We start from the raw sequence: 26059 nt of genomic DNA, 5'->3' as shown, positions 1-26059 counted from the left end.
GAGCTAGCTTGTCTACGCCTGTCGAACCCTTGCGTTTGCTGCTACTGGCACCAGAGCCAGCGTGGGCAGCGTTGTTGCGCGAGTGTCTGGTTCCCATGGGGAGCTCGGCTGTGCTGATCAGTGCACCGACCTGGGAGTCGGTGAGCAGCCTATTCACCGAAAGCCACAGCGCGGTGCTGCTGACGGTTCCATCTCTGCAACCGGAGCCGGGCCGGTGCAGCCTGCCGACGGTATTGTTGCTTGAACATGAACCGTCCCCGCCACCGGTTGGTGTCAGTGACTGGCTGGTGCGCGATGTCCTGGATGCCGATACCTTGCGTCGCTGCTTGCGCCACGTGCGTGAGCGCGGGGTGCTGGAAAGCACCCTGCAGCGTCTTGCCGAGCAGGACCCGCTGACCGGTATCGCCAACCGCCAGGGGTTTCAGACCCTGCTGGCGGCACGCCTGGCGGAAAACGAAGGCCGTGGCCTGGCGTTGGGGCACCTGGACCTCGATAATTTTCGTCATGCCAACGATGCCCTTGGCCATCAGGCCGGTGACCGGTTGATCCTGCAGGTGGTCTCGCGGCTCAAGAGCCAGCTTGAGGCTGGCGATCAACTGGCGCGCCTGGGCAGCGATGAATTTGCCTTGCTCATCGACACCCGTCGCGCGCCACAACGCGCCGAATGGATGGCCGAGCGCATTACCGAAGCCTTGTCCGAGCCCTACTGGGTGGACGGTGAAAGCCTGTTGATCGGCTCCAGCCTGGGGATTGCCCATGCCCGGGCCCAGGCCGGTGCCGACCCACTGATGTGGCACGCACACATTGCGATGCAGCAGGCCAAGAGTACCCAGGGCTGTACCTTTCATATCTTCAACGAACGTATCAACCGCAACGCCCGCAGCATGGCTGACCTGGAAAGCGAATTGCGCCGCGCCTTGCGTCGCGATGAGCTGGAGTTGCACTACCAGCCGCGATTGAACCTGGATGACGGGCAGATTGTCGGCCTCGAAGCCCTGGTGCGCTGGCGGCATGCCGAGCGCGGCTTGTTGCCGCCGAGCGAGTTCGTGCCGTTGGCCGAGCAGAGTGGCTTGATCGTGCCATTGGGGTACTGGGTCATTTCCCGGGCCCTGCGTGACATGCAGGCGCTGCGTGAACGCGGCTTGCCAGCGTTGCACATGGCGGTGAATCTGTCGTTTCGCCAGTTCCAGGACAGTCAGTTGCTGTCGACCTTGAGCCGGCTGATCGCCGAGCGCGGCGTCGAAGCGCAGTGGCTGGAGTTCGAACTGACCGAGACCGCGGTGATGCGCCGCAGTGACCTGGTCAAGCAGACCATGGACGCGCTGGGACGGCTGGGTGTGCGCTTTTCCCTGGATGACTTCGGCACCGGGTTCTCATCGTTCGTGCACCTCAACAGCCTGCCGATTACCTTGCTGAAGATCGACAAGAGCTTTGTCGGCGGCATGGAACAGCGCGAAGAGAATCGCAAGCTGGTCCACGCCATGATCAACCTGGCGCACAACCTCCATCTGGAAGTGGTCGCCGAGGGTGTTGAAACCCCGGAGCAGTTGGAATTGTTGCAGGGGTTTGGTTGCGACCAGGTGCAGGGTTACCTGATCAGCAAACCGCTGCCGTTGGCGGAGCTGGTGGAGTACCTGACCTTCGGCTGCAGCCAGCAGGCGATCATGGACGTGGTGGGCTGACCACGAGCCAATGTGGGAGAGAGCCGGGCGGCACTCCGCCTGCTCGCCCCCACTGAGATCTCAATCTGTCTGGGCGTTCCGCAAATGCTGCTCTGGCGTTGGCTCCAGGCGAATCATCCGCTTCATTTTCCACTCAAACGCCAGCGTCAGGCTCACCGCCGCACAGGCCAGCCCTGACGCAAGCCCCCACCAGACGCCCGTCGGCCCCCAGTTCAGGTGGAAGGCCATCCACCAGGCTGCGGGTGCGCCGATCAGCCAGTAGCAACCCAGGCCCACCAGGAAGGTGGTCTTGGCGTCTTTCAGGCCGCGTATGCAACCCATGGCGATGGTCTGTACGCCATCGAACAGCTCAAACCAGGCCGCGACGGCCAGCAGGCTCACCGCGAGGGCGATCACCTCGGCGAACGCCGGGTCGTCATGGTCCAGGAACAGCCCGACCAACTGGTTGGGCAGCAGCCAGAACACCATGGCAAAGCCCAGCATCGCCAACGCACCAAATCCGATCCCGACCCGCCCAGCCAGACGCGCGTCGAGCAATTGCCCGGCACCGTAGTGTTGGCCGATGCGCATCGTGATTGCGTAAGACAGCCCGGCCGGCACCATGAACGCCACCGAGACGATTTGCAGGGCGATCTGATGCGCGCCCAATTGCGTGCTGCCCATGGTGCCCATGCACAGCGCGGCGAACGCAAACAACCCGACTTCTACCGCGTAGGTGCCGCCGATAGGCAGGCCCAGTCGCCATAGCTCTCGCAGGTACTGGCGATTGGGGCGTGACAGGCCCTTGCGCAACGGGTATGCGTCATATGCCGGGTGCCGACGGATATGCCAGGCCAGGCCCAGCGCCATGCAGTTGGCAACGATGGCCGTAACCAGGCCGATGCCCATCAGGCCCATTTTCGGTAGGCCGAACATGCCGGTGATCAGCGCGTAGTTGAGCAGGAAGTTGGCCACGGTGCCGACCACGCTGATGACCATCACTGGCGTGGCCCGGCCGATGGCGCTGGTGAACCCGCGCAGTGCCATGAAGCTCAGGTAGCCGGGCAGGGCGAACGGCAGGAGCAGCAGGAACTGCCCGGCCATGTGTACGTTGGTTTCTGTCTGCCCAAACAGCAGCAACACCGGCTTGAGGTTCCACAGCAGCAAGCCTGCCACCAGCGCCATCAACCACGCCAGCCAGAGTCCGGCCTGGGTCAGCCGTGCAGCGCCCTCGATGTCGCCGGCACCCTGACGGATCGCCACCAGGGTACCGACCGCGGCGATCACCCCGATGCAGAAAATCGACACGAACGAATAGGTCGCCGCGCCCAGGCCGCCACCGGCCAACGCCTCCGGGCTGAGCCTGGCCATCATCAGGGTATCGGTGAGGATCATCAGCATGTGTGCCAACTGCGAGGCGATCAACGGCCCCGCCAGCCGCAGGATAGCCCAGAGTTCGGTCCTTGCTGGATGCTGCATGATCATCACGCTCGTTTCGTCAGAAAATGTGGGAGCGGCTGATTCTCGGCGCTTCCAGGTGTTTGCACAAAGGGATAAAAACGATCGCTGGCATGATTAAAACTCATGCTTGAGAGATTCTGCTAGGGTTGGCCCATTGCGCTGCAGGAGCTCTATCGATGTCTCGTCGTCTTCCACCGCTGTATGCCCTTCGCGCATTCGAAGCCGCCGCGCGACACAGCTCGTTCACCCGCGCCGCCGAAGAATTGTCGATCACCCAAAGTGCCGTCAGCCGACATATACGCACGCTGGAAGATCACTTTGCCTGCCGGTTGTTTCAACGCAGCGGACGTCATCTGCAATTGACCGAGGCTGCGCGCTTGCTGTTGCCGGGGATACGCGAAGGTTTTGGTGCATTGGAGCGGGCCTGCAATACCTTGCGCGCCGAAGACGACATCTTGCGCATGAAAGCCCCTTCGACCCTGACCATGCGCTGGCTGCTGGCGCGCCTGAGTCGCTTTCGGCATCTACAGCCGGGTAATGAGGTGCAGTTGACCAGCGCCTGGATGGATGTCGACTCGGTGGACTTCAATCACGAACCTTTCGACTGTGCGGTGTTGCTGAGCAATGGGCATTTTCCGCCGGATTGGGAAGCCAGTTATCTGTTCCCGGAATTGTTGATCCCGGTGGGCGCGCCGAATCTGTTGAATGATCAGCCTTGGGACGTCGAGCGTCTGGCCAGCACCGAATTGCTCCACCCGACCCCGGATCGCCGCGACTGGCGCAGTTGGCTGGAGCGCATGGGCCTGTCCGAGCAGGTGTCGCTCAAGGGCGGGCAGGTGTTCGACACCCTGGAGCTGGGGATGATTGCCGCCGCCCGTGGGTATGGCGTGTCGATGGGTGACTTGCTGATGGTGGCCGAGGACGTGGCTCAAGGACGCTTGAGTCTGCCGTGGCCGACCGCCGTTGCCAGTGGCCTGAACTACTACCTGGTCTGGCCGAAAACCCGTCCGGGAGGCGAGCGTTTGCGTCGTCTGAGTGACTTCCTGCAGGGTGAGGTACAGGCCATGGAGTTGCCGGACGTCCAGCGCCTGGACTGAACCGACGCACTGTTCACTGGCTCGAAGGTCGATATTGCAGCGCCTCGGCCAAGTGGTCGCGCTGGATGTGTTCCACTTGTTCAAGGTCCGCCAGGGTGCGCGAGACCTTGAGCAAGCGATGGGCCGCCCTGAGGGACAGGGTCAACCGTTCGCAGGCGCTTTCCAGCCAGTGTTCGTCAGCCTTGGATAGTCTGCAGTGCTGACGCAGGCCGGGCAGATCGAGAAAGGCGTTCGCGCAACCCTGGCGTTTGTGCTGGCGCTCCCGGGCGTGGGCGACACGCTCGGCGGCGCTGGCGGTGTTGTCGCCGGGTTGGGCGGCGGGATTGAGCGCGGTGGCCTCGCGAGCGACGGTCAGGTGCAGGTCGATACGGTCAAGCAGGGGGCCGGAGAGTTTGTTGCGGTAGCGCTGGACCATGTCCGGCGTGCAGGAGCAGCGGCCACTGGGGTCGCCCAGGTAGCCACAGGGGCAGGGGTTCATGGCCGCCACCAACTGGAAGCGGGCCGGGAAACGCACGCGATCCCGGGCACGCGAGATCACAATGTGGCCGGATTCCAGCGGTTCGCGCAACACCTCCAATACCTTGCGGTCGAATTCTGGAAGCTCATCGAGGAACAGCACGCCGTGATGGGCCAGGGTGATTTCGCCGGGCTGCGGTTTCGAACCGCCGCCGACCAGCGCCGGGCCTGAAGCAGAGTGATGGGGTTGTCTGAAGGGCCGTTGCGGCCAATGACTCAATGGCACGCAGCTGGCGACCGATTGAATCGCCGCCACTTCCAGTGCTTCGCTCTCTGTCAGGGGTGGCAACAGCCCAGGCAAACGACTCGCCAACAAGGTTTTTCCCGTGCCCGGTGGCCCGCTGAACAGCAGGTTATGCGCTCCTGCGGCAGCAATCAGCAGCGCCCGCTTGGCCGCAATCTGGCCCTGCACTTCATTCAGGTCGGGATAGGGCTTGCTGGCATGGAGCAAACCATCGGAGGTATAGGGTTCGACGGGTGTGTGACCATTGAAATGCGCGACCGCTTCCAGCAGGTGATTCACCGCAATCACCTTCAATCCGGAGGCCAGGCAAGCCTCCTCGGCATTCGCCCAGGGCACCACCAGCGCGCGTCCGGCCTGGCGCGCCGCGAGGGCCGCCGGCAATACCCCGCGAACCGCCCGCACCTCACCGGAAAGTGCCAGCTCTCCCAGGCACTCCACATCATCGAGGGTCAACGTCGGTACTTGCACGCTGGCCGACAGGATTCCCAAGGCAATCGCCAGGTCGAACCGCCCGCCATCCTTCGGCAAATCAGCGGGGGCGAGGTTCAGCGTGATGCGCCGCGCCGGAAACTGCAGCCCTGAATTGATGATCGCACTGCGCACCCGGTCCTTGCTTTCCTTCACCGCCGCTTCGGGCAAACCGACCATCGTCAGCGACGGCAAGCCGTTGGCCAGGTGGACTTCGACGGTAACAGCAGGCGCCTCAACGCCCACCTGGGCGCGACTGTGGACGATAGACAGAGACATGGTCATTCCTTGAGCGAGAGAAGGCCGCTTCCTGCGGTAGCTCAAGGGTAGTTGCATAGAGGTGTTTTAGCGCCGCGCAAGGGCGGGCAAACGTTCGCAGAATGTTGCAGACGGGGGGCATTTGTAGGCGCGAGCGCGCTCGTGATGAACGCAAGAGCGTCGCGTTTATTCAGAAAGCACGCGTAATCGTTGACGCCCAGCGCGAGCGCTCGAGCATCGAGCGGCTGCCCCTACTGTAAGGGGGTCATTCGGCGGGCGGGTTGAGCTTCGCTTCCAGTTCCGCCACTTTTGCCTCAAGGCTCTCCAGCCGCGCCCGGGTGCGCGCCAGGACGACCATCTGGCTGTCGAACTCTTCCCGGCTCACCAGGTCCAGTTTGCTGAAGCCGCTTTGCAGCAGGGCTTTGAACTGGCTTTCGATTTCGCTTTTCGGCAGCGGGGTTTCGCCGCTGAACAGGCGGGAGGCGTGGCCGCTCAGGGCGTCGAGGAGGTCTTTGGGCGCGAGCATGGTAAGGGTCCTTAAAACTGATGGCTGGCAGTGTATCACGCAGCGTCTATGGTCATTTGTGCGCACCGGGTCGCACGGTTTTCGCGCACATGGCCGCCCGTCGGTGCACTGTTTTCGTGCGTATCGATGAGGGGAAATCGGGGAAAGTGCTCGCGGTCGCGGGCAAGGGATTGAAATCAGTGACTTTTCAGGAGATGGCAAGCTTTCTGCTAAGACTTGAGTAACCCATGCACTGATGCAGTCGCTGTGACGAATGCAGTGCGGCAGGCGGAGCGGGGAGTTTCGTCAGGAGCGGTTAACTGGCGTCAGTCGGGCAGGTAGGGCCGACGGTGCGTTACAAAGCCAGGCACTGCGCTTAGACTTGAGACGGGTTTGTTTTCCTGGGGCAAGTCCACCAATTCGGGAGAGAGTTTTCATGAAGCTAGTCACTGCCATCATCAAGCCGTTCAAACTGGATGACGTGCGCGAGTCGTTGTCCGAGATCGGCGTGCAGGGCATTACCGTCACTGAGGTCAAAGGCTTCGGTCGGCAGAAGGGTCACACCGAGCTGTATCGTGGCGCGGAGTACGTGGTCGATTTCCTGCCCAAGGTGAAGATCGATGTCGCCATCGACGACAAGGATCTTGATCGGGTTATCGAGGCGATAACCAAGGCGGCCAACACTGGCAAGATTGGTGACGGCAAGATCTTCGTGGTCAATCTGGAACAGGCTATTCGCATCCGTACCGGCGAAACCGATACCGACGCAATCTAAGCCGCCAAACCCCAACGCCCCAGGAGAAAACAATATGACTCTGCGTAAAATCGCAGGGCTAGGAGCCCTGTTGTCCTTCGTAATGCCCAGCCTGGTCATGGCGGCAGACGAAGTGGCGGCCCCGGTCCTCAACGCCGGCGACACCGCCTGGATGTTGACCGCTACTGCCCTTGTGCTTTTCATGACCATTCCAGGCCTCGCGTTGTTCTACGGCGGCATGGTGCGCTCCAAAAACATTCTTTCCGTGATGATGCAGTGCTTCGCCATTACCGGTCTGATCAGCATCCTGTGGGTCATTTATGGCTACAGCATTGCGTTCGACACCACCGGCATGGAGCAGGGCGTCGTCAATCTCAACTCGTTCGTCGGCGGCATGGGCAAGGCGTTCCTCGCCGGTGTCACGCCAGCGAGCGTGACAGGGCCGGCGGCACTGTTCCCTGAGGCGGTGTTCATCACCTTCCAGATGACGTTCGCCATCATCACTCCTGCGCTGATCGTCGGCGCCTTTGCCGAGCGGATGAAGTTCTCCGCCATGCTGATCTTCATGGGCGTGTGGTTCACCCTGGTCTATGCACCGATTGCCCACATGGTCTGGTCGGGCAACGGCGGCCTGATGTGGGACTGGGGCGTGCTGGATTTCGCGGGCGGCACCGTGGTGCACATCAACGCCGGTATTGCCGGTCTGGTGGCGTGCCTGGTACTGGGTAAGCGCAAAGGTTTCCCGACCACCCCCATGGCTCCGCACAACCTGGGCTACACCCTGATGGGCGCTGCGATGCTGTGGGTGGGCTGGTTCGGCTTCAACGCCGGCTCCGCCCTGGCGGCCAACGGCACCGCCGGCATGGCGATGCTGGTCACTCAGATCGCGACCGCCGCTGCAGCCCTGGGCTGGATGCTGGCTGAATGGCTAACCCACGGCAAACCCAGCGCCCTGGGTATCGCCTCGGGTGTCGTCGCCGGTCTGGTGGCCATTACACCCGCTGCTGGCACTGTGGGCCCGATGGGTGCCCTGGTGATCGGTCTGGCAGCCGGCGTGGTGTGCTTCTTCTGCGCCACGACCCTGAAACGCAAACTGGGCTATGACGACTCCCTCGACGCCTTTGGCGTGCACGGTATCGGCGGTATCCTCGGCGCCATTCTTACCGGCGTATTCGCAGCCCCTTCGCTGGGTGGCTTCGGCACCGTGACCGACATCGCCGCACAAGTCTGGATTCAGTGCAAAGGCGTGGGCTTCACGGTGATCTACACCGCCATCGCGACCTTCATCATTCTCAAGGTGCTGGATGCGGTCATGGGGCTGCGGATTACCGAAGAGGAAGAAGCCGTTGGCCTCGATCTGGCACAACACAACGAGCGTGGCTACAACTTGTAAGCCAGCGCAAAGAAATCGCCCGGCTTGCCGGGCTTTTTTTTGCCTGGCGTTTGACCGTGAGAAGCGGGCTGAAAGGTTTTTTCAGGCGTGTTTTTTAGCCTTTGCGCCGAACGATTTTGTAGGGTCGATGGCTTACAGCATTGCAGGAATATTAGGGTCTTTGTTTTTTCCCAGAGCGCGCTAGAATGCGCCCCGAACGTGCGGAGAACTGTATGTGGCAACAGACTCTGATTACCCTGCGGGCAAGGCCTCGGGGCTTTCATCTGGTAACGGACGAGTTGCTCGCCGGCCTGCCTGAACTCAGGGCATGTCGGGTGGGTCTGTTGCATTTGTGGCTGCAGCATACCTCGGCGTCGTTGACCATCAACGAGAACGCCGATCCGGCGGTACGTCGTGACTTCGAACGGTTTTTCAACCGGCTGATCCCACAAGGCGCAGCCGGCTATGAGCATAACGACGAAGGCCTGGACGACCTCCCGGCGCACTTCAAGGCCAGTTTGCTAGGCTGTCAGTTGAGTTTGCCGATCACGGCGGGCCGGTTGGCGTTAGGTAGCTGGCAAGGTGTTTATCTGGGCGAGCACCGTGATCAAGGCGGTGCTCGCAAAGTCCTCGCCACCGTGCACGGTGAAGGGGCATAAACCGCTGGTTACCAGCGGGTGTTGAATTTTTTCTGGCAGTCGTCGACAGACGACGAAGCTGGGCTATAACTAATCTGCTTTTCGCAAGTCATGAGGTAGAACATGAGCGACGATGATCTGGAAAACGACGACCTCGAAGTAGGCGACGAAGACGAGACCGAAGAAGGCCTTGAAGCAGCAGCCGAAGACGTTGCTGACGACGATGGCGGTGATGACACTCCGGTCCCGGCAGCCAAGGGCAAGGCCAAGGCTGCTGTGTCGGTAGACGAACTGCCGAGCGTTGAAGCCAAGAACAAAGAGCGTGATGCCCTGGCGCGCGCGATGGAAGAGTTCCTGGCCAAAGGTGGCAAGGTTCAGGAAGTAGAGGCCAACGTGGTGGCTGATCCACCAAAGAAGCCCGATAACAAGTACGGCAGCCGTCCTATCTAAGGGCTTGCCTGTGCTTGCTGAAAAAGCCCGCCGTCGCTGCGGGCTTTTTCATGGGTGAAACAAAGGCCCTGACACAGTCACGATTAAGTTTCTTGCTGTTTTGGCTCGAACGACTAGTCTCACTGGCGGTTAGTTCGTTAATCAAAAATAGCCGGAAACAGGCGCTCAAATAATTTTAATAGATAAACGAATTAACCAGACAGGACACTAGCAGTTCTGATAGTAGGCAAAGACTGAAAAAGGATAGATGCTGAAGACTCGGCTTTTTCGACCTTGCACGGAGCTCAGTCAATGCCTACCTCCACTCGCGAAACCCTCTTGGCTCGCTACCACTACGATCCGCTTGATCGCTTGGTCGATAGCCCCCCCTTTGAACAATCTGCCATCCAGCGCTATTACTGCAAAACCCGCCTGGCTACCGAAACACAAGGCGGTGTGCAATGCAGCATCGTGCAGCACGACAACCAACTGTTGGCGCAGCAGCAGCGCGAGAACGGCAAGGTGTCCGCCACGCTGCTGGTGACTGATCAACAACGTTCGGTATTGAATGTACTCGACGCAAACCAGTCCCATCCTCTCGCCTACTCGCCCTACGGTCATCGTCCGATTGAGAATGGCTTGCTCAGTTTGCTGGGGTTTAACGGCGAACGGCCGGACCCGGTGACCGGGAATTATCATTTGGGCAATGGGTATCGGCAGTTCAATCCGGTGTTGATGCGGTTTAACAGCCCGGACAGTTGGAGTCCGTTTGGGGAGGGTGGGGTAAATGCGTATGCGTATTGTGGCGGGGATCCGATTAATAGAGCGGATCCAAATGGGCATTCGTTTATGGGGCTTATTTTAGTTTTGGGGGGGGGTGGCAGTATAGCTGGAGGCTCCGTACTATTGTCTAAAGAAGACCCCTCAGTGCTATCTTTTGTTGCTGGCCTTGCGCTGGTCGGTTTCGGTACATTCCTAACAGTAGGAGGGGGAGTGGACATGATGATCTCTTCTAGCTCTTCAGCACGATCGCGTAATTCAATGCCGACGCGTGATTCAATTTCAACGTATAATTCAACGCCAAGGAATTTTTCATCTTCAAATAATGTTTCACTTACAGTGCCTTCTTCAACTCAGCCTCGCTATAATCCCGCCAAAATTAGTACTGGCCAACAGAGACCGCAGTTGCATAGAAGAGCTTTACATACTGATTTTTTTGCTCCGCCAAAAAACCACATAGTCTCATTTAATGATTCTTTAAGCTATTCGGAGAATTATGGTTCAGTCTTTCAACGAACTTTCGCTCCTAGCTATCCATCTACCAATGCGGAAACCATTCGTTTTGGTAACTGAAAACACCTGAAACAAAGGTGAACCAAAGCAAACAAAAGGGGACGCCCATTAGCTCTGGCTGTACCCGCCTCATAGCAAGCAGGCTTGCTCCAACATTTGATCTATGGTGAACACGAACCCTGTATTCACCCGAGATCTTTTAATGAAGTGGCTACCCTCGCCGCCCCTGTGATCGCCCCCTAAGCTTTCACAGGGGGCAGCGGGGGTAGCCATTTCATTAGGAGGGCAGCACTTTCAGGGCTGTTGCCGGATGTTCCAGCGTGCCAACAACGCCGGCAATTCGGTCAGGCAACGAATCTCGGCATCCGGCGCCTGGCTGGCCTCCCAGGGCTTGCCTGCCGGGTTGAACCAGATCGCCCTCAACCCCGCCTGCTGCGCACCGGCAATGTCATCACCCGGGTGGTCGCCGATATGCACGGCGGTTGCAGCGGTTGCACCTCCCCGTTTCAGGGCTTCGTGGAACAGCCGTGCATCGGGCTTGGCGATGCCGATGTCTTCGGCGCACAAGGCAAACTTGAAATAGTCCGCCAGCCCCAGTCGGCGTACGTCGGCGTTGCCGTTGGTGACGACCCCCAAGGCATAGTGGTTGGCCAGGATCTCCAGCGTTGGTTGCACCTCGGGAAAGATCTTCAGCTGATGCCGCGCCTGCAGGAACACTTCGAAGCCTTGATCAGCCATCTCAAGGGCTCGTTCGTGGGTGTAGCCGGCTTCTTCCAGGGCGTGGAACAGTACCCGTCGGCGCAGGGCGCTGATGCGATGCTTGAGCTGGGGTTCGCTGCTCAGCACGCGCTCGCGAATGGCCCACAAGTTGTCCACCGGCAAGGCGCCCAGGCTGGGGGCGTGCTCTGTCAGCCATTGGCGCAGTACGGCTTCCGCGCTGACGATGACCGGGGCGGTGTCCCACAGGGTGTCGTCGAGGTCGAAGGTGATCAGTTGGAGGGTCATTGCTCATCGCCTTTGATGCGTTTGGCCCGTGGATGGGCGCTGTCGTAGACCGAGGCCAGGTGCTGGAAGTCCAGGTGGGTGTAGATCTGCGTGGTCTTGATGTCCGAGTGACCGAGCAGCTCCTGCACGGCGCGCAGGTCCTGGGAAGATTCCAGCAAATGGCTGGCGAAGGAGTGTCGCAGCATATGCGGGTGCAGGTTTTGTCCCAGCTCGCGCTCGCCGGCGGCCTTGACCCGAGCCTGGACCGCCCGAGCGCCAATACGCCGGCCTTTCTGGCTGACGAACACCGCATCGTCTACCGGGTTGGCCAGTTCGCGCAGCGGCAGCCATAGCGCCAGGGCTTCGCGGGCCTTCCTGCCGATGGGCAGTACCCGGGTCTTGCTGCCCTTGCCGAGCACTTGCACCAGGCCATCCGCCAGATCCAGCTGATCGAGATTGAGTCCGGTCAGCTCCGACAGGCGCAAGCCGGAGGAGTAGAGCAGCTCCAGGATGGCTTGATCGCGGCGGGCCATGAAGTCGTCTTCAACGGCGCCATCGAGCAGTTGCAGGGTGCGGTCGGTGTCGAGGGTCTTCGGCAGTCGGCGTTCACCCTTGGGGGGCGCCAGGCCGTTGGCCGGGTCGTGGTCGCACAGGCCTTCGCGGATCAGGTACTGGTAGAGGCCGCGTACCGCCGAGAGCAGGCGAGCCAGGCTGCGCGATGACTGACCTTGCGAGTGCAGGCGCGCGATCAGGTGTCGCAGGCGCTGGATGTCCAGGCTGGCCCAATCGCCGATGCCTTGTTTGTTGCAGTGCGCCAGGACCTTGTTCAGGTCGCGGCGATAGGCTTCAAGGGTATGGGGCGACACCTGACGCTCACTGCGCAGGTGCTCGCAGTAGGCGTCCAGTTGTCGTTCCATGATCAGCGTACCGAGCGCAGGGTGGTGTTGACCCGTGGCAGCACGCGACCCATGACTTCAGCGATGTAGCCGAGGAACAGCGTACCCACCGAGCTCTTGTAGTGCTGCGGATCACGGCTGGCGATGGCCAGCACGCCCTGCACGCCGCTGAGGGTAACCACGGCGGTAGAGCCGATTTGCTTGCGTTGCTCTTCGCCAAACAGGAAGTCCAGTTCGTGCTCACGCAGGCTGCCACTGACGCTTTTGTCTTCCGAGAGCAGGCCGCCGATGGCTTTCTGGGCCTCGGCCGCGGTCACCGAGCGCCCAACCGGCAACGGCTCTTCGCTGAACAGGATCAGGCTGACAAAGGGTACCTGGAAGTCCTGGCGCAGACTGTCTTCGACGCTGATGACCACGTCATCCAGGCTACTGGCGTCCATCAGGGCAAGGATCAGGCGGCGGGTCTTGTCGAACAGTCGATCGTTGTCGCGGGCGACATCCATCAATTGCGAGAGGCGGTGGCGCATCTCGATGTTGCGTTCGCGCAGGATCTTCAGTTGCCGCTCGACCAGCGAGACGGTATCGCCGCGCTGGTGCGGAATGCGCAAGACCGAAAGCAGGTCATCGTGTTCGACGAAGAAATCCGGATGAGCCTCCAGGTACGCGGCAATCGCCGCCGCCTCCAGGCTTTCGGAAGGGGATTCGTCGGGCTGTGGGGCTGGAACCTGAGGCTGATCAGTCATGGATTTGGCTCACTCAAAGACGCACTTGTCCTTCATATACGCGTACTGCCGGACCGGTCATCATCACCGGTTGGCCCAGGCCTGCCCACTCAATGGACAAGCGCCCGCCGGGCAGGTCGATCAATAGCGGCGAATCCATCCACCCCTGGCTGATCGCGGCCACTGCTGCCGCACAGGCACCGGTACCGCAGGCCTGGGTTTCCCCGGCACCGCGTTCCCAGACGCGCAATTGCGCCCGGTTGCGGTCGATGACCTGGAGAAAGCCGACGTTGACCCGGGCCGGGAAGCGCGGGTGATGTTCGATTTTCGGTCCCAGCTCATGCACCGGCGCGTTGTTGATGTCGTTCACGCGCAATACGGCATGGGGGTTGCCCATGGAAACGGCGGCCAGTTCGACGGTCTGGCCGTCGACCTCGACCTTGTAGCTTGTCGCTTGCGCGTCGGCCTGGAACGGGATCTCGGCCGGCACCAGGCGCGGGGCGCCCATGTTGACGCTGATCTGACCGTCGTTGCGGATATCGAGTTCGATGATGCCGCTCTTGGTCTCGACACGAATCTGCCGTTTGGCCGTCAGGCGCTTGTCCAGCACAAAGCGCGCGAAGCAGCGCGCGCCGTTGCCGCATTGCTCGACTTCCGAGCCATCGGAATTGAAGATCCTGTAACGGAAGTCCACGTCCGGGTTGCTCGGTGCCTCGACGATCAGCAGCTGGTCGAAACCGACACCCGTGTGCCGGTCGCCCCATTGCTTGGCGTGCTTGGGCAGGATGTGCGCGTGCTGGCTGACCAGGTCGAGGACCATGAAGTCATTGCCCAGGCCGTGCATCTTGGTAAAACGCAGCAGCATGGGATTACTCCGGCAGCAGGCTTTCGCCAGCAAACAACTCGGCTACCGTCTCGCGGCGACGCACTTCAACTGCCTGGTCGCCATCTACCAGTACTTCGGCGCAACGGCCGCGCGTGTTGTAGTTGGAGCTCATGACAAACCCGTAGGCACCGGCCGAATGCACGGCCAGCAGGTCGCCTTCTTCAAGCGCCAGCTGACGGTCCTTGGCCAGGAAATCGCCGGTTTCGCAGATCGGGCCGACGATGTCGTAGGCACGGGCCGCCGTCTCGCGAGGGCGCACGGCGGTGACGTCCATCCAGGCCTGGTACAGGGCCGGGCGGATCAGGTCGTTCATGGCCGCGTCGACAATGGCGAAGTCTTTGTGTTCGGTGTGCTTGAGGTACTCGACCTGGGTCAGCAGTACGCCAGCGTTGGCGACAATGAAGCGGCCCGGCTCGAACACCAATGCCAGGTCGCGACCGTCGAGACGCTCGCGTACGGCCTTGATGTAGTCGGCAGCCAAAGGCGGCTCTTCGTCGCGATAACGCACGCCCAGGCCACCACCGAGGTCGATGTGGCGCAGGTAGATACCGCAATCGCTCAGGCGATCGACCAGCGCCAGCAGGCGGTCGAGGGCATCAATGAATGGCGGCAGGGTGGTCAGCTGCGAGCCGATGTGGCAATCGACGCCGATCACTTCCAGGTTCGGCAGTTGCGCGGCGCGCACGTAGACGTCTTCGGCATCAGCGATGGCGATGCCGAACTTGTTCTCTTTCAAACCGGTGGAAATGTACGGGTGGGTACCGGCATCGACATCCGGATTCACGCGCAGCGAAACCGGTGCGCGAACACCCAGTTCGGCGGCGACTACTTGCAGGCGCTCCAGTTCGTCGGTGGATTCGACGTTGAAGCAGTGCACGCCGACTTCCAGGGCGCGACGCATGTCGTCGCGGGTCTTGCCGACGCCGGAGAACACAATCTTGTCCGCCGAACCGCCTGCGGCCAGCACGCGCTCCAGCTCTCCACGGGAGACGATGTCGAAACCGGCGCCCAGGCGCGCCAGGACATTCAGTACACCCAGGTTGGAGTTGGCCTTGACCGCGAAGCAGACCAGGTGCTGCGTGCCCGCCAGCGCATCGGCGTAGGCCAGGTACTGGGCTTCGATGTGCGCGCGGGAGTAAACGTAGGTAGGCGTGCCAAAACGCTCGGCGATGGCGGACAAGGCAACACCTTCCGCGAACAGCTCCCCGTCACGGTAGTTAAAAGCGTCCATGATGTTCCCTTAGTAGGTGCTGGTGCTGTTCGTGGTGTCGTGCTGGTGCGCTTTGGACTGCGACGACTTCGCCTGCTCTTCAGGGGACTGGCTGTCATCGGGCAGATACAGCGGACCTTTTTGACCACAGGCCGATAACAAGCAGGTAAAAGCGACGAGCGAAGCGAGCGCAGCAAGGGAAGAGATCAGGCGCTTCATGGCGAAATCCTTGAAAATGCGTTAATTGCGCCGGAGTATACCGGCCACCCGGCAGCTTGCCTATGCGACGGGCCACCCGTCCGGCGGGGCTTTGCCAGAGGCGTCTAATCTATTGGCAGGTGGTGCCCGGGTTTTCCCCTCATTGCGTTCGGCGCTTGGTCGGTATCCTTTGCAATCACCCGGGCGCGCCCGTATCTTGCGGCGCTTGAGCGTAAGTAGACACTTTTTGAGGTTGCCGCAATGAGTTTGACTGAAGCCCGTTTCCACGATCTGGTCGATGCTACCCAGCAGACGCTGGAGGATGTTTTCGACGAGAGTGGCCTGGATGTAGATCTGGAAAGCTCGGCCGGTGTACTCACCGTCAAGTTCGAAGGCGGCAGCCAGTTGATTTTCAGTCGTCAGGAACCCTTGCGTCAGCTGTGGCTGGCGGCAGTCTCCGGTGGCTTCCACTTCGACTACGACGAAGAAAGCGAGCGCTGGATGTGCGACAAGTCTGAAGAGCAGCTGGGTGAAATGCTTGAGCGCATCGTCTGGGAGCAAGCCGGCACCAAGCTCGATTTCGAAGGCCTGTGATTCCGTGACCCAGCCCGTCCCCGTTCGCCCACCCAAGCCGCTGTACAGCAACGTCAGCGGGGCGGTGCCGTCGCCGTGCTCCGGCGTTTGCCGGCTGGATGAGCACAAGGTTTGCCTGGGCTGTTTTCGTCATGTCGAAGACATTCGCGAGTGGCGTTCAGCCGACGACGAGCGCCGCCGGGTGATTTGTGCTGAGGCGGCTCGGCGCAAATCCTCACTCTGACCAGGCATTGGGCCTGGTGTCCATGGCTTGTATATTTTTTGAGCTGTGATAGTGTCCGGTTACGCCTCAACCCATCGAGGCGCGTGAAAACCCCGTCTATTTTTGGCGGGGTTTTGCTTTTTTGTGCAGAAGAAAGGAGTCTGCCTGAATCATGACCGCACCTTCCATCATCCTTACCCGCCTTGACGTGCAACGTCTGGAGCGGTTGATCGAGACCCTGGACGATTCGTTGCCGGGCGTTATCGCGCTGCAAACCGAACTGGATCGCGCCGACACCCTGGTCGGTCACGATGAAGTGCCTGCCGATGTCGTGACCATGAACTCGCGCGTTCATTGCCGTGAAGAAAGCAGTGGCAAGGACTATCACCTGACCCTGGTTTATCCCAAGGATGCCAATGCCGACGAAGGCCGGATTTCCATTCTTGCACCGGTCGGCAGCGCCCTGTTGGGCCTGCGGGTGGGGCAGCACATCGACTGGCCGGCACCGGGTGGCAAGACCCTGAAGCTGACCCTGCTGGAAGTCGAGTCGCAGCCGGCCAATGGCGGTGATTTCCCGGTCTGACGTTTCCTCAGGCCTGTCCGAGCGCCTTGTTCAAAGCGCGCTCCAGGTCTGCCTTGTAGCGCAGGTAAAGATTGCTTGAGCCCTGGTCATCGCCGAGTACACCCAACAGGTCCAGGTCGGTGATGTAGCAACGATAGCGTTGGGTCTCTCGGCGTTGCCCGACAATCTCCTGCGCCACCACGGCATAGAGTTGGTCGCCGTGTTCCAGTTCGCTGAACTCCCGCTGATTGCAATACAGAGTGACCTGCACCTTCCCGGGAGCGGCTTTGCCGATGATCGCCTGGACATCATAGAAGGCTTTGTCCACGGGTGTCCGGGGCGCTGGCCGTGGTTCGACCCGGCGTGCCCGTCCGCTGCCTGATGGCAACAGTTGGCAGTACACCACCTCCAGCGGGGCCATCGGTTGCGCGGTGTCCATGGGCAGTAACGCCTCACGGCGATACAGGATCGACTGCAGGAAGCGTTGCAGTGGCACCAACAGGCTTTGCTCATCGTGATAGGGCTGGCGCTGTTGCCACAGGGCGTTGAACTCATCCAGCACGTAGAGTTCGGCGTCGGTGTCGAGGGTGCGGTAGAACACCTGAATGCAGCCGGGCTGACCCATGGGCAGGATCAGTGCCAGGTCCTGGTCTTCCAGTGCCATCGGGTCAAGGTGCAACGGGCTGTAGTCGGTCCGCTCCTTGCCCAGGTAATCCAGCAGCGTCGACAGGTTGTTCAGCGCCACGTGGCGGACCTGGCCGGGCACCAGTTCCAGCACGTGGTAATGCTGCTGGACCTGGATCAGGTAGCGATGATTGAGGTGGCTGAGTAACAGATTCTGCGCAGTATCGAGGATGTCTTCCACGCGCCGGGCGATGAACTGCGCGCGGTTGTGACAGAAGCAATGCACCCGCAGTTGTGGTTGCCGAGGGCCGTTGGGCAGGGCGTTGAGGTAGTCGCGCAGGCAGTCGAGCAGGGCGTGAGCACCGTCGTAGCGGTTGACCAACACTTCGTTCCAGCTGTTGAGCGTGACCTGATCGAGGGTCAGCACCAGGTTTTCGCGCACGCCCGCATAGCTCAGTGAGTCGGTGCGTTCAGTGGTCATCAGAATGTTCAGGTCGCGGTGATGCTTGAGCGGATCGATGCCCACATTCACCAGGATCAGCACTTCACTCGGCACGCTGGCGCGCAGCAGTTGCTCTTCGCTGACGTCGGTCAGCGGCAGGGTGATGGTCTGCTGCACGCTGCCCAGCAGATTGAACAGTTCGAATTCACTCAGGTCACTGCTGCCGGGGTGCAACGCCAGGCGGGTGCTGCTGTCGATCACGCCATTGCGGTGGCACCAGGTCAGCAATTCAAGCAGTTCGCGACAGCGCTTGATCGGCGCGAAATGCTCCCACTCCAGGTTGCTCAGGTTGCCGTTGTACAGGCCCCAATGGGTCTGTCCGGGCTCTTTTTTGTTCGCGGACTGGACCAGCGTCAGGGTGTCTTCGGCCAGGTCAGGGGCGATGCCCGGGTTGATGAACTCAATCTTGTCGGCCTTGCGTTCGAAGGCGGCATACAGCCTGCGGCCCAAGACATTGAGGTCGCGTTTGTTGATCAGGCTGACACTCTGTTCGGTGCGGGCGAACTGGGTCAGGAAGCGGTAGCTGTAGTTGAGTTCGTTCACCAGTGCGCGGCGCTCGGCGGCTACCTGGCGGACCTTCCATTGGCTGCGACTGTCGAGCATCGCCAGCTGTCGGTGATCCCAGCCCCATTCGTGGGCGAGTTTCTCCAGCAACAGGCGCTGCCAGCTGCTGTTGCGTTGGCCATTATTGCCGGTGAGCTTGCGGTTGACCTTGAGGTACAGGGCACGCCGGACCAGCTCAAGGCGCTCCGGCTCGCCGCGGGACGCGAGGTATTCCTCGATCCGGCGATAGACCACGATGTACGGGTCCAGCTCATCCAGGTCCAGGCGATTGGCGAACACCGCCTGCTTGAAGCGCAGGCTCAGGCATTCGACGTGTGGGTGTTCACTGGCGTAGACCTCGGTCAGCAGCAATTTGAGTACTGACTTGTAGGGCGACTCGATGCCTTTGAACAACTGCCAGAGGCCGGCACCGATGAACTCGCCGGGCGGAATATGCGCCAGATGGCCAAGGTCGAGGACTTCATCGGCACGGATAAAACGCTTGGACAGCAGGGTGTGGGTGTACAGGTCGTAACCGGCTTCTTCGTACACTGGCACCAGCCACCAGATGGGCGTGCGCCCGGCCAGCCAGATCGCGGTGCGGTAGAACTCGTCCAGCAACAGATAGTGCTGGGTGGTGCCACAGTCTTCGGAGCTGAGTGGCTTGTCCCGTTCACCGCGCACGAAGCGCTGTGGGTCGATCAGAAAGAAATGCGCTTCGGCGCCTTGGCTGGCGGCCCAGGCTTCCAGTAATTGGCACTTTTTACCCAGCTCCGCGAGTTCGCTTTCGCTCAGGTCCGGGGCGTGGCAGACCCACAGGTCCATGTCGCTCTGATCCGCCTGGGCCAGTGTGCCGAGGCTGCCCATCAGGAACAGGCCGTGAATGGGGCGTGGCGGGTTGCCGTGCCGGGCCTTGTAAGAGAAGGAACGGGTCAGGCGTTGCGCTTCGGCGAGGACTGGAGCGTCAGGCTCGTAATTCGACAAACCCGCGGGCGTGCTGCCGGAAACGTAGCCGGGTAACAGGGGATGATTGACGTGGAAAAACAGCGGCAACAGCGTCAGCACCGTTTGCTGGCGCGGCGTCAGCCCTTCCATGGCGCGGGCCAGGCGGCCGGCATTGAGTTTCAGAAAGCGCGCGCGTAATTGGCTGAGAACCTTGCGGTCGATTCCCTCGTCCAGATCGGGGCGAATTTCATGGGTGCGGGTCATGTCAGCTCAAACCGGCTCGCAGTGAACGAACGTGGGGAAGTCTCAGGTCGAGGGCCAGTTTACAGCCTCGCGCCCATGACTTTTAAGCTGATTGTTGGTTTCTGGCGTCAAATTACTATCGACGGGCGACAGCTTGCCCGCGGAAATCCCGTAGAGGGGTTTCCGTGGGCGATACAGAGGGGGTTATGCGGTTTCTTCGACGGACAGGATGGTCAGCAGGCTTTGCACGTGCTGCGCGGCATCACGACCCAGGCTGGTCAGGTAACCGCCATCGGGTTGGTCGATCAGTTCTTTTTCGAACAGGCGTTGTGCCGCGGCAATGGCTTTCGGGGCTGCGGTCTGATGAATTTTCAAACCTTCCTGGGAACTGTCCAGGTTGAAGAGTGCAAGGATTTCCAGTTCGGCAACCAACTCAGGGGTAAGCGACATAGGGACTCCAGACTTTCTAGGAATTGGGACGATAGCGTCCCTAAGGTGAACGCACTCGGCCGGCATGTCCAGTGCTCGCAGCAGGCTTTTTGGTCCCGGGCAGGATTGGCGATGTAAAACCCTGTGGGGAGGGGAGAGAGCCCCCTTCCCGTTGCAGCTCGCCCGTAAAAGGGGTTGCTTACTTCTTTTCTGGCGGCAACTCGGGCAGGGCGCGCAGTGCGGCTTCATACCATTGTGTGTCGAACGCGCGGTCTTCTTCGAGGATTGCGTCGATTTCAACGGCCAGCACGTGGGCCATCAGGTTGAGGATTTCTTCACGCTCGTAACCCACCAGGGTCAACTTGTTGAAGGTCGCCTTGGCCGCTGGCGGGTTGTCGCTCTCGATCTGGTTTTCGATCGCTTCGATCAGGGTGGTTTCGGCGAACGCTTCTTCGTCGTTGTCGTCGTTGTCGTGGGTGCCGGGGGTTGGCTCGCTCATGGCAGGCTCCTGTAGGAAAGGTGGTCAGTTTACCTGCATTCAACGCCGTGATGCTGCTGGCGAGAGTGGCCCAGACGTTCTATAACACACCCTCGCCAACCCCCTGAGCGGCCTGGAGGCTTCGTGATGCTCAAGCTTTATGGATTTGCAGTCAGCAACTACTACAACATGGTCAAACACGCGCTGATGGAGAAAGGGGTGCCTTTCGAGGAAGTGCCATTCTACGCCGGCCAAAGCCCCGAGGCACTGGCTATCAGCCCTCGCGGAAAGGTCCCGGTGCTGGGTGTCGAGCAAGGTTTTGTCAACGAAACCGGTGTGATCCTGCAATACATCGAAGACACCCAGACAGGCACGCCACTGCTGCCCAAGACGCCATTCGAGCGTGCTCAGGTGCTGGCACTGGCCAAGGAAATCGAGCTGTATATCGAGCTGCCGGCGCGGACCTGTTTTGCTGAAGCGTTTTTCGGCATGCAGGTGCCGGAAGCGATCAAGGAGAAAGCCAAGGCCGAGCTGTTGCTGGGGTTTGCGTCCCTGGGGCGTCACGGCAAGTTTGCACCGTACGTGGCGGGCGATAGTCTGAGCGTGGCGGATCTGTACTTCCTGTACAGCGTCAGCCTGGCGTGCGCGGTCGGCAAGAAGCTCTTCGATCTGGATCTGTTGGCGGAACTGCCGGCGGCCAGGGCATTGCTGGAGCGGTTGGAGCAGGCACCCATTGCCAGGCGTATTGCGGCCGACAAGGATGAGGCAATGCCAGCGTTTCTGGCGATGATCGCGTCCAGGCAGTAGGTATGTAGTGTTTCTCATCCCTGCATTCGCGGGCAACTGGCTGTTGCCCGCGATGCATTCAACGGTTTAGCGGGAGGCTAACAGCGCCTGGCCGCGAATCACCGCCGCCTTGACCTGGGCCGGTGCCGTGCCGCCGATGTGGTTGCGGGCATTGACCGAACCTTCCAGCGTCAGCACGGCAAACACGTCCTGCTCGATCTGGTCGCTGAACTGACGCAGCTCTTGCAGGCTCATCTCCGCCAGGTCCTTGCCGCTTTCCACACCGTACTTCACGGCGTGGCCGACGATTTCGTGGCAGTCACGGAACGGCAGGCCGCGGCGAACCAGGTAGTCCGCCAGGTCAGTGGCGGTGGAGAAACCGCGCAGGGCCGCTTCACGCATGATGGCGTGCTTTGGCTTAATGGCCGGGATCATGTCGGCAAATGCCCGCAGCGAGTCGCGCAAGGTGTCGGCGGCGTCGAACAGCGGTTCCTTGTCTTCCTGGTTGTCCTTGTTGTAGGCCAGCGGCTGGCCTTTCATCAGGGTCAGCAGGCCCATCAGCGCGCCGAAGACCCGGCCGCTTTTGCCGCGAACCAGTTCCGGAACGTCAGGGTTTTTCTTTTGCGGCATGATCGAGCTGCCGGTGCAGAAACGGTCAGGCAAATCGATGAACTGGAACTGAGCACTGGTCCACAGCACCAGCTCTTCGGAGAAGCGCGACAGGTGCATCATCGCGATGCTGGCGGCCGAGCAGAATTCAATGGCGAAATCGCGATCAGACACGTTGTCCAGCGAGTTGCCGCCCACGGCGTCGAAGCCCAGCAGTTGCGCGGTCAGCTCGCGATCGATCGGGTAGGTGGTGCCGGCCAGCGCGGCGCTGCCCAATGGCATGCGGTTGGTACGCTTGCGGCAGTCGACCAGGCGCTCGTAGTCGCGGCTGAGCATTTCGAACCAGGCCAGCATGTGATGACCGAAGGTCACCGGCTGTGCGGTTTGCAGGTGGGTGAAGCCCGGCATGATGCTGTCGGATTCGCGCTCTGCCTGTTCCAGCAGGCCTTTTTGCAGGCGAGTGATTTCACCCAGGATCAGGTCGATCTCGTCGCGCAGCCACAGGCGGATATCGGTGGCCACCTGGTCGTTACGGCTACGACCGGTGTGCAGCTTCTTGCCGGTGACGCCGATGCGGTCGGTCAGGCGCGCTTCGATGTTCATGTGCACGTCTTCAAGGTCGATGCGCCAGTCGAAGGTACCGGCCTCGATCTCGCCCTGAATGATGGTCAGGCCATCGATGATGCTGTCGCGCTCGGCATCGGTCAGCACGCCGACCTTGGCCAGCATGGTGGCGTGGGCGATAGAGCCCATGATGTCGTGGCGATACAGGCGCTGGTCGAAAGTGACGGAGGCGGTGAAGCGGGCGACGAAGGCGTCGACGGGTTCACTGAAGCGGCCGCCCCAGGACTGATTGGTCTTGTCAGTGCTCATGAAATCGCTCGTGATCGGCTGAAGGAAGATGGCGTAAAAACCTGCCGTGGATAATAACAGGGTTGCCAATCGAGTCGGTGTCGCTGGTCGATACGTTTTTGCTGTTTACAAGGCCATACTCCAGGGCTGTCCCTGCGTTTACGCAACGATATTTGTCAAATGAGCACTTTTGGCGCAGCGAGCGTCTACAGTTGGACGTTAGGGGCTGCGCAAATGTCCAATCAAGGCGTGATACGGTCAGCCTCGACGCCGACTACAAAAGAGCGGAGTGTTCATATTGGATATCAGCTTTGCTTACGGTGACGCCTCGCCAGGCCAGTCTTCGCAGGCAGCGGTGCCGGTACCGATAAATATTGCAGTCCGACGTGCGGCACTTTTTCGCCCTCGCGCTAGTCTTAGCGTGGATCGCGGTGACGGACGTCACTTCACCTGTCTACGCTATCCTTGTGCGAGACTCACGCAGGAAGCCAGTGCAATATGAATGTCCTGATCGTTGATGACGAACCCCTAGCTCGCGAGCGCCTGAGCCGTATGGTCGGCGAGCTCGAGGGGTACAATATCCTGGAGCCCAGCGCCACCAATGGCGATGAGGCGTTGACTCTGATCGACAGCCTGAAACCCGATATCGTGCTGATCGATATCCGTATGCCCGGCCTGGATGGTTTACAGGTCGCCGCCCGGTTGTGTGAGCGTGAAACCCCGCCCGCCGTGGTGTTTTGTGCGGCCCAGGATGAATTTGCCATAGAGGCCTTGCAGGCCAGCTCCGTGGGCTATCTGGTCAAGCCGGTACGTGCCGAACTGCTGCACGAGGCCTTGAAAAAGGCCGAACGCCCCAATCGTGTACAGCTCGCCGCCCTGACCCGGCCGGCGGCCGAAAGCGGCAGCGGTCCACGCAGCCATATCAGCGCCCGCACCCGCAAAGGCATTGAACTGATTCCATTGGCCCAGGTGGTCTACTTCATTGCCGACCACAAGTACGTGACCTTGCGCCACGAAGGTGGCGAAGTCCTGCTGGATGAGCCGTTGAAAGCCCTCGAGGACGAATTCGGCGACCGATTCGTGCGGATCCATCGCAATGCATTGGTGGCTCGCGAGCGCATCGAGCGCCTGCAGCGCACACCGCTTGGGCACTTCCAGTTGTTTCTCAAAGGTCTGAACGGAGATGCACTGATTGTCAGCAGGCGTCACGTCGCGGGTGTGCGCAAGATGATGCAACAGCTCTAGTAGGCTGTTCGCTACGGACTCAACGCCCCTTTGCCGGGCAGGTGAGGCCAGGGAGGCCACGCTGTTTCTGATACAAGTCAAAGCGGATTTGGCTGAGCTGTTATTATCCGTCATATCTATTCAGTACGGATTGATCCATGTCTCCTCGCGAAATTCGCATCGCTACCCGCAAAAGTGCCCTGGCCTTGTGGCAGGCCGAATACGTCAAGGCTCGTCTGGAGCAGGCCCATCCGGGTCTGGTCGTGACGCTGGTGCCCATGGTCAGCCGTGGCGACAAGCTGCTTGACTCCCCGCTTTCGAAAATCGGTGGCAAGGGCCTGTTCGTCAAAGAACTGGAAACCGCGTTGCTGGAAAACGAAGCCGACATCGCCGTGCACTCCATGAAAGACGTGCCCATGGACTTCCCGCAAGGCCTGGGCCTGTTCTGTATCTGTGAGCGCGAAGACCCGCGCGATGCCTTTGTGTCCAACACCTACTCCAGCCTTGATGCGCTGCCTCAGGGCAGTGTGGTCGGCACTTCCAGCCTGCGCCGCCAGGCGCAACTGCTGAGCCGTCGCCCGGACCTGCAAATCCGCTTCCTGCGTGGCAACGTCAACACCCGCCTGGCCAAGCTGGATGCCGGTGAGTACGACGCGATCATCCTCGCGGCGGCCGGTTTGATTCGCCTGGGTTTCGAGGATCGCATCAGCTCCTCGATCAGCGTCGACGACAGCCTGCCGGCAGGTGGCCAGGGGGCGGTCGGTATCGAATGCCGCAGCGCCGACAACGAAATTCACGCATTGCTGGCACCGCTGCATCATCAGGACACCGCCACGCGGGTCACGGCCGAGCGCGCGCTGAACAAGCATCTCAATGGCGGCTGCCAGGTACCGATCGCCTGTTATGCGGTGCTGGAAGGTGATCAGCTCTGGTTGCGTGGCCTGGTGGGTGATCCGAGCGGCGGCCTGCTGCTCAGTGCCCAGGCGCGTGCGCCGCGCAGCGACGCCGAGGCTTTGGGTGTGCAAGTGGCCGAAGACCTTCTGCGCCAGGGCGCCGACACGATTCTGAAGGCGGTCTACGGCGAGGCAGGTCACGAGTGACTGGGTGGCGCTTGCTGCTGACGCGACCACTGGACGACTCGGCGGCACTGGCGGTTTTTTTGGCCGAACAGGGGGTTTTCAGCAGCTGCTTGCCGCTTTTGGAAATAGAGCCGATCCCTGACTCTGAGACCATGCGCGAGGTGATCCAGGGGCTGGATCGCTACTGCGCGGTGATCGTGGTCAGCAAGCCGGCCGCCCGGATCGGCATGGGTCTGGTCGAGCGGTATGGGTCGCAATCGCCGGGTTTGAAGTGGTTCAGTGTGGGCGCGGCAACGGCGCAGATCCTCCAGGAGCACGGGCTGGATGTCAGCTTCCCGGAATGCGGCGATGACAGCGAAGCCTTGCTTGGGCTGGCACCGTTGCGCGAGGCTATCGCGCGGCCCGACGCGCGCGTGTTGATCCTGCGTGGCGAGGGTGGGCGTGAGCTGCTGGCTGAGCGCTTGCGCGAGCAAGGTGCTAGTGTCGAGTATCTGGAGGTGTACCGCCGCGGCTTGCCGCAGTATGCCGAGGACGCCTTGCCTGAGCGGATTGAAGCGGAACGCTTGAACGGCCTGGTGGTCAGCAGTGGACAGGGGTTTGAGCACCTGCGCCAGTTGGCCGGCAATGCCTGGCCTGAGTTGGCGCGGTTGCCCTTGTTTGTGCCAAGCCCTCGGGTCGCCGAGATGGCGCTGGCGGCAGGCGCCCAAACAGTTGTGGATTGTCGTGGTGCCAGTGCCACGGCTTTGCTAGCGGCGTTGCGGGAAACCCGCCCCGCTTTCTGATGCAAAGGATGGA

The 26059-nt window shown here is 60.9% G+C and carries 27 protein-coding genes; 14 read left to right on the top strand and 13 right to left on the bottom strand.

Annotated elements, in window-relative coordinates; translation table 11 throughout:
* Window positions 1-8: 8 nt before the first annotated feature.
* Window positions 9-1682, top strand: a complete 1674-nt coding sequence (locus CKW29_RS14065; RefSeq protein WP_095145805.1) for a bifunctional diguanylate cyclase/phosphodiesterase — start codon at window positions 9-11, stop codon at window positions 1680-1682.
* 60 nt (window positions 1683-1742) lie between these two features.
* Here the strand turns inward: CKW29_RS14065 and CKW29_RS14060 are convergent, their stop codons facing one another.
* A complete protein-coding gene (locus CKW29_RS14060) occupies window positions 1743-3140 on the bottom strand; it encodes a NorM family multidrug efflux MATE transporter (protein ID WP_095148699.1) in 1398 nt (465 codons plus the stop codon).
* A gap of 158 nt (window positions 3141-3298) precedes the next feature.
* Here CKW29_RS14060 and CKW29_RS14055 point away from each other — a divergent pair, with 158 nt between their 5' ends.
* A complete protein-coding gene (locus CKW29_RS14055) occupies window positions 3299-4219 on the top strand; it encodes a LysR substrate-binding domain-containing protein (RefSeq protein ID WP_095145806.1) in 921 nt (306 codons plus the stop codon).
* A 13-nt stretch (window positions 4220-4232) separates the two neighbouring features.
* Here the strand turns inward: CKW29_RS14055 and CKW29_RS14050 are convergent, their stop codons facing one another.
* Together CKW29_RS14050 and CKW29_RS14045 are read right to left on the bottom strand one after the other, a co-directional pair.
* Window positions 4233-5726, bottom strand: coding sequence for a YifB family Mg chelatase-like AAA ATPase (locus CKW29_RS14050; RefSeq protein WP_095145808.1), 1494 nt, complete (start codon window positions 5724-5726; stop codon window positions 4233-4235).
* Between the two features lie 244 nt (window positions 5727-5970).
* A complete protein-coding gene (locus CKW29_RS14045) occupies window positions 5971-6231 on the bottom strand; it encodes an accessory factor UbiK family protein (RefSeq protein ID WP_095081948.1) in 261 nt (86 codons plus the stop codon).
* 415 nt (window positions 6232-6646) lie between these two features.
* Between CKW29_RS14045 and glnK the strand changes: the two genes are divergently transcribed.
* The 5 genes from glnK (at window position 6647) to CKW29_RS14020 (ending at window position 10756) form a co-directional block, all read left to right on the top strand.
* The gene (glnK, locus tag CKW29_RS14040) at window positions 6647-6985 is read left to right on the top strand and encodes a P-II family nitrogen regulator (RefSeq protein ID WP_002555808.1); all 339 of its coding nucleotides are present in this window, start codon (window positions 6647-6649) and stop codon (window positions 6983-6985) included.
* Window positions 6986-7019: 34 nt separating this feature from the next.
* Window positions 7020-8357, top strand: coding sequence for an ammonium transporter (locus CKW29_RS14035; protein WP_095148688.1), 1338 nt, complete (start codon window positions 7020-7022; stop codon window positions 8355-8357).
* 212 nt (window positions 8358-8569) lie between these two features.
* Window positions 8570-8995: a secondary thiamine-phosphate synthase enzyme YjbQ gene (locus tag CKW29_RS14030; protein WP_095145812.1), complete on the top strand. Its 426-nt coding sequence runs from the start codon at window positions 8570-8572 to the stop codon at window positions 8993-8995.
* A gap of 102 nt (window positions 8996-9097) precedes the next feature.
* Window positions 9098-9424, top strand: a complete 327-nt coding sequence (sutA, locus tag CKW29_RS14025) for a transcriptional regulator SutA (protein ID WP_095145814.1) — start codon at window positions 9098-9100, stop codon at window positions 9422-9424.
* A 291-nt stretch (window positions 9425-9715) separates the two neighbouring features.
* Complete coding sequence (locus CKW29_RS14020) at window positions 9716-10756, top strand: RHS repeat-associated core domain-containing protein (RefSeq protein WP_095148687.1); 1041 nt, start codon at window positions 9716-9718, stop codon at window positions 10754-10756.
* A gap of 234 nt (window positions 10757-10990) precedes the next feature.
* Here the strand turns inward: CKW29_RS14020 and CKW29_RS14015 are convergent, their stop codons facing one another.
* From CKW29_RS14015 to CKW29_RS13990, 6 genes are read right to left on the bottom strand one after another with little or no spacing between them, the layout of a single operon-like run.
* Window positions 10991-11701 (bottom strand): HAD family hydrolase, encoded by a 711-nt coding sequence (locus tag CKW29_RS14015; protein ID WP_095148686.1) that lies wholly within the window; start codon window positions 11699-11701, stop codon window positions 10991-10993.
* Window positions 11698-12597 carry a tyrosine recombinase XerC gene (xerC, locus tag CKW29_RS14010; protein ID WP_095145819.1) on the bottom strand — a complete coding sequence of 300 codons (900 nt, stop codon included), beginning with the start codon at window positions 12595-12597 and terminating at the stop codon, window positions 11698-11700. Before xerC ends, CKW29_RS14015 begins: the two co-directional genes overlap by 4 nt.
* A gap of 2 nt (window positions 12598-12599) precedes the next feature.
* Window positions 12600-13319 (bottom strand): DUF484 family protein, encoded by a 720-nt coding sequence (locus CKW29_RS14005; RefSeq protein ID WP_095145821.1) that lies wholly within the window; start codon window positions 13317-13319, stop codon window positions 12600-12602.
* Between the two features lie 13 nt (window positions 13320-13332).
* The gene (dapF, locus tag CKW29_RS14000; RefSeq protein WP_095145823.1) at window positions 13333-14163 is read right to left on the bottom strand and encodes a diaminopimelate epimerase; all 831 of its coding nucleotides are present in this window, start codon (window positions 14161-14163) and stop codon (window positions 13333-13335) included.
* Window positions 14164-14167: 4 nt separating this feature from the next.
* Complete coding sequence (gene lysA / locus CKW29_RS13995; protein ID WP_095145825.1) at window positions 14168-15415, bottom strand: diaminopimelate decarboxylase; 1248 nt, start codon at window positions 15413-15415, stop codon at window positions 14168-14170.
* A gap of 9 nt (window positions 15416-15424) precedes the next feature.
* On the bottom strand, window positions 15425-15613 hold the full coding sequence (locus tag CKW29_RS13990) for a lipoprotein (protein WP_095145827.1): 189 nt from the start codon (window positions 15611-15613) through the stop codon (window positions 15425-15427).
* 240 nt (window positions 15614-15853) lie between these two features.
* On the opposite strand from CKW29_RS13990, the gene cyaY reads away from it, so the two are divergent.
* The 3 genes from cyaY to rnk all read left to right on the top strand — a co-directional run bounded on the left by cyaY (window position 15854) and on the right by rnk (window position 16971).
* Complete coding sequence (gene cyaY, locus CKW29_RS13985) at window positions 15854-16186, top strand: iron donor protein CyaY (RefSeq protein ID WP_095081928.1); 333 nt, start codon at window positions 15854-15856, stop codon at window positions 16184-16186.
* A 4-nt stretch (window positions 16187-16190) separates the two neighbouring features.
* A complete protein-coding gene (locus CKW29_RS13980; RefSeq protein WP_095145828.1) occupies window positions 16191-16409 on the top strand; it encodes a DUF1289 domain-containing protein in 219 nt (72 codons plus the stop codon).
* A gap of 151 nt (window positions 16410-16560) precedes the next feature.
* Complete coding sequence (gene rnk / locus CKW29_RS13975) at window positions 16561-16971, top strand: nucleoside diphosphate kinase regulator (protein WP_095081924.1); 411 nt, start codon at window positions 16561-16563, stop codon at window positions 16969-16971.
* Window positions 16972-16978: 7 nt separating this feature from the next.
* Here the strand turns inward: rnk and CKW29_RS13970 are convergent, their stop codons facing one another.
* The 3 genes from CKW29_RS13970 to CKW29_RS13960 form a co-directional block, all read right to left on the bottom strand.
* Window positions 16979-19828 carry a class I adenylate cyclase gene (locus CKW29_RS13970; RefSeq protein ID WP_095148685.1) on the bottom strand — a complete coding sequence of 950 codons (2850 nt, stop codon included), beginning with the start codon at window positions 19826-19828 and terminating at the stop codon, window positions 16979-16981.
* A gap of 183 nt (window positions 19829-20011) precedes the next feature.
* Complete coding sequence (locus CKW29_RS13965; protein ID WP_095145831.1) at window positions 20012-20257, bottom strand: TIGR02647 family protein; 246 nt, start codon at window positions 20255-20257, stop codon at window positions 20012-20014.
* Window positions 20258-20435: 178 nt separating this feature from the next.
* Window positions 20436-20735: a hypothetical protein gene (locus CKW29_RS13960; protein ID WP_095145833.1), complete on the bottom strand. Its 300-nt coding sequence runs from the start codon at window positions 20733-20735 to the stop codon at window positions 20436-20438.
* Window positions 20736-20861: 126 nt separating this feature from the next.
* On the opposite strand from CKW29_RS13960, the gene CKW29_RS13955 reads away from it, so the two are divergent.
* Entirely contained in the window at window positions 20862-21521 is a 660-nt protein-coding gene (locus CKW29_RS13955; RefSeq protein ID WP_095145835.1) for a glutathione S-transferase family protein, read from the top strand.
* 66 nt (window positions 21522-21587) lie between these two features.
* On the opposite strand, the gene argH is transcribed toward CKW29_RS13955, so the two are convergent.
* Window positions 21588-22982 carry an argininosuccinate lyase gene (argH, locus tag CKW29_RS13950; protein WP_095145837.1) on the bottom strand — a complete coding sequence of 465 codons (1395 nt, stop codon included), beginning with the start codon at window positions 22980-22982 and terminating at the stop codon, window positions 21588-21590.
* Window positions 22983-23459: 477 nt separating this feature from the next.
* On the opposite strand from argH, the gene CKW29_RS13945 reads away from it, so the two are divergent.
* From CKW29_RS13945 to CKW29_RS13935, 3 genes are all read left to right on the top strand, one after another.
* Window positions 23460-24206, top strand: coding sequence for a LytTR family DNA-binding domain-containing protein (locus CKW29_RS13945; protein ID WP_095148684.1), 747 nt, complete (start codon window positions 23460-23462; stop codon window positions 24204-24206).
* Window positions 24207-24343: 137 nt separating this feature from the next.
* Complete coding sequence (gene hemC, locus CKW29_RS13940; RefSeq protein ID WP_095145849.1) at window positions 24344-25285, top strand: hydroxymethylbilane synthase; 942 nt, start codon at window positions 24344-24346, stop codon at window positions 25283-25285.
* Window positions 25282-26046, top strand: coding sequence for a uroporphyrinogen-III synthase (locus CKW29_RS13935; protein ID WP_095145851.1), 765 nt, complete (start codon window positions 25282-25284; stop codon window positions 26044-26046). Before hemC ends, CKW29_RS13935 begins: the two co-directional genes overlap by 4 nt.
* Window positions 26047-26059: the final 13 nt, after the last annotated feature.

The sequence above is a fragment of the Pseudomonas sp. Irchel s3a18 genome (assembly GCF_900187535.1).
Taxonomy (GTDB): Bacteria; Pseudomonadota; Gammaproteobacteria; order Pseudomonadales; family Pseudomonadaceae; genus Aquipseudomonas.
The sequence above is the reverse complement of the archived record's forward strand: the minus strand, read 5'-3'. Positions and strand labels throughout refer to the sequence as shown.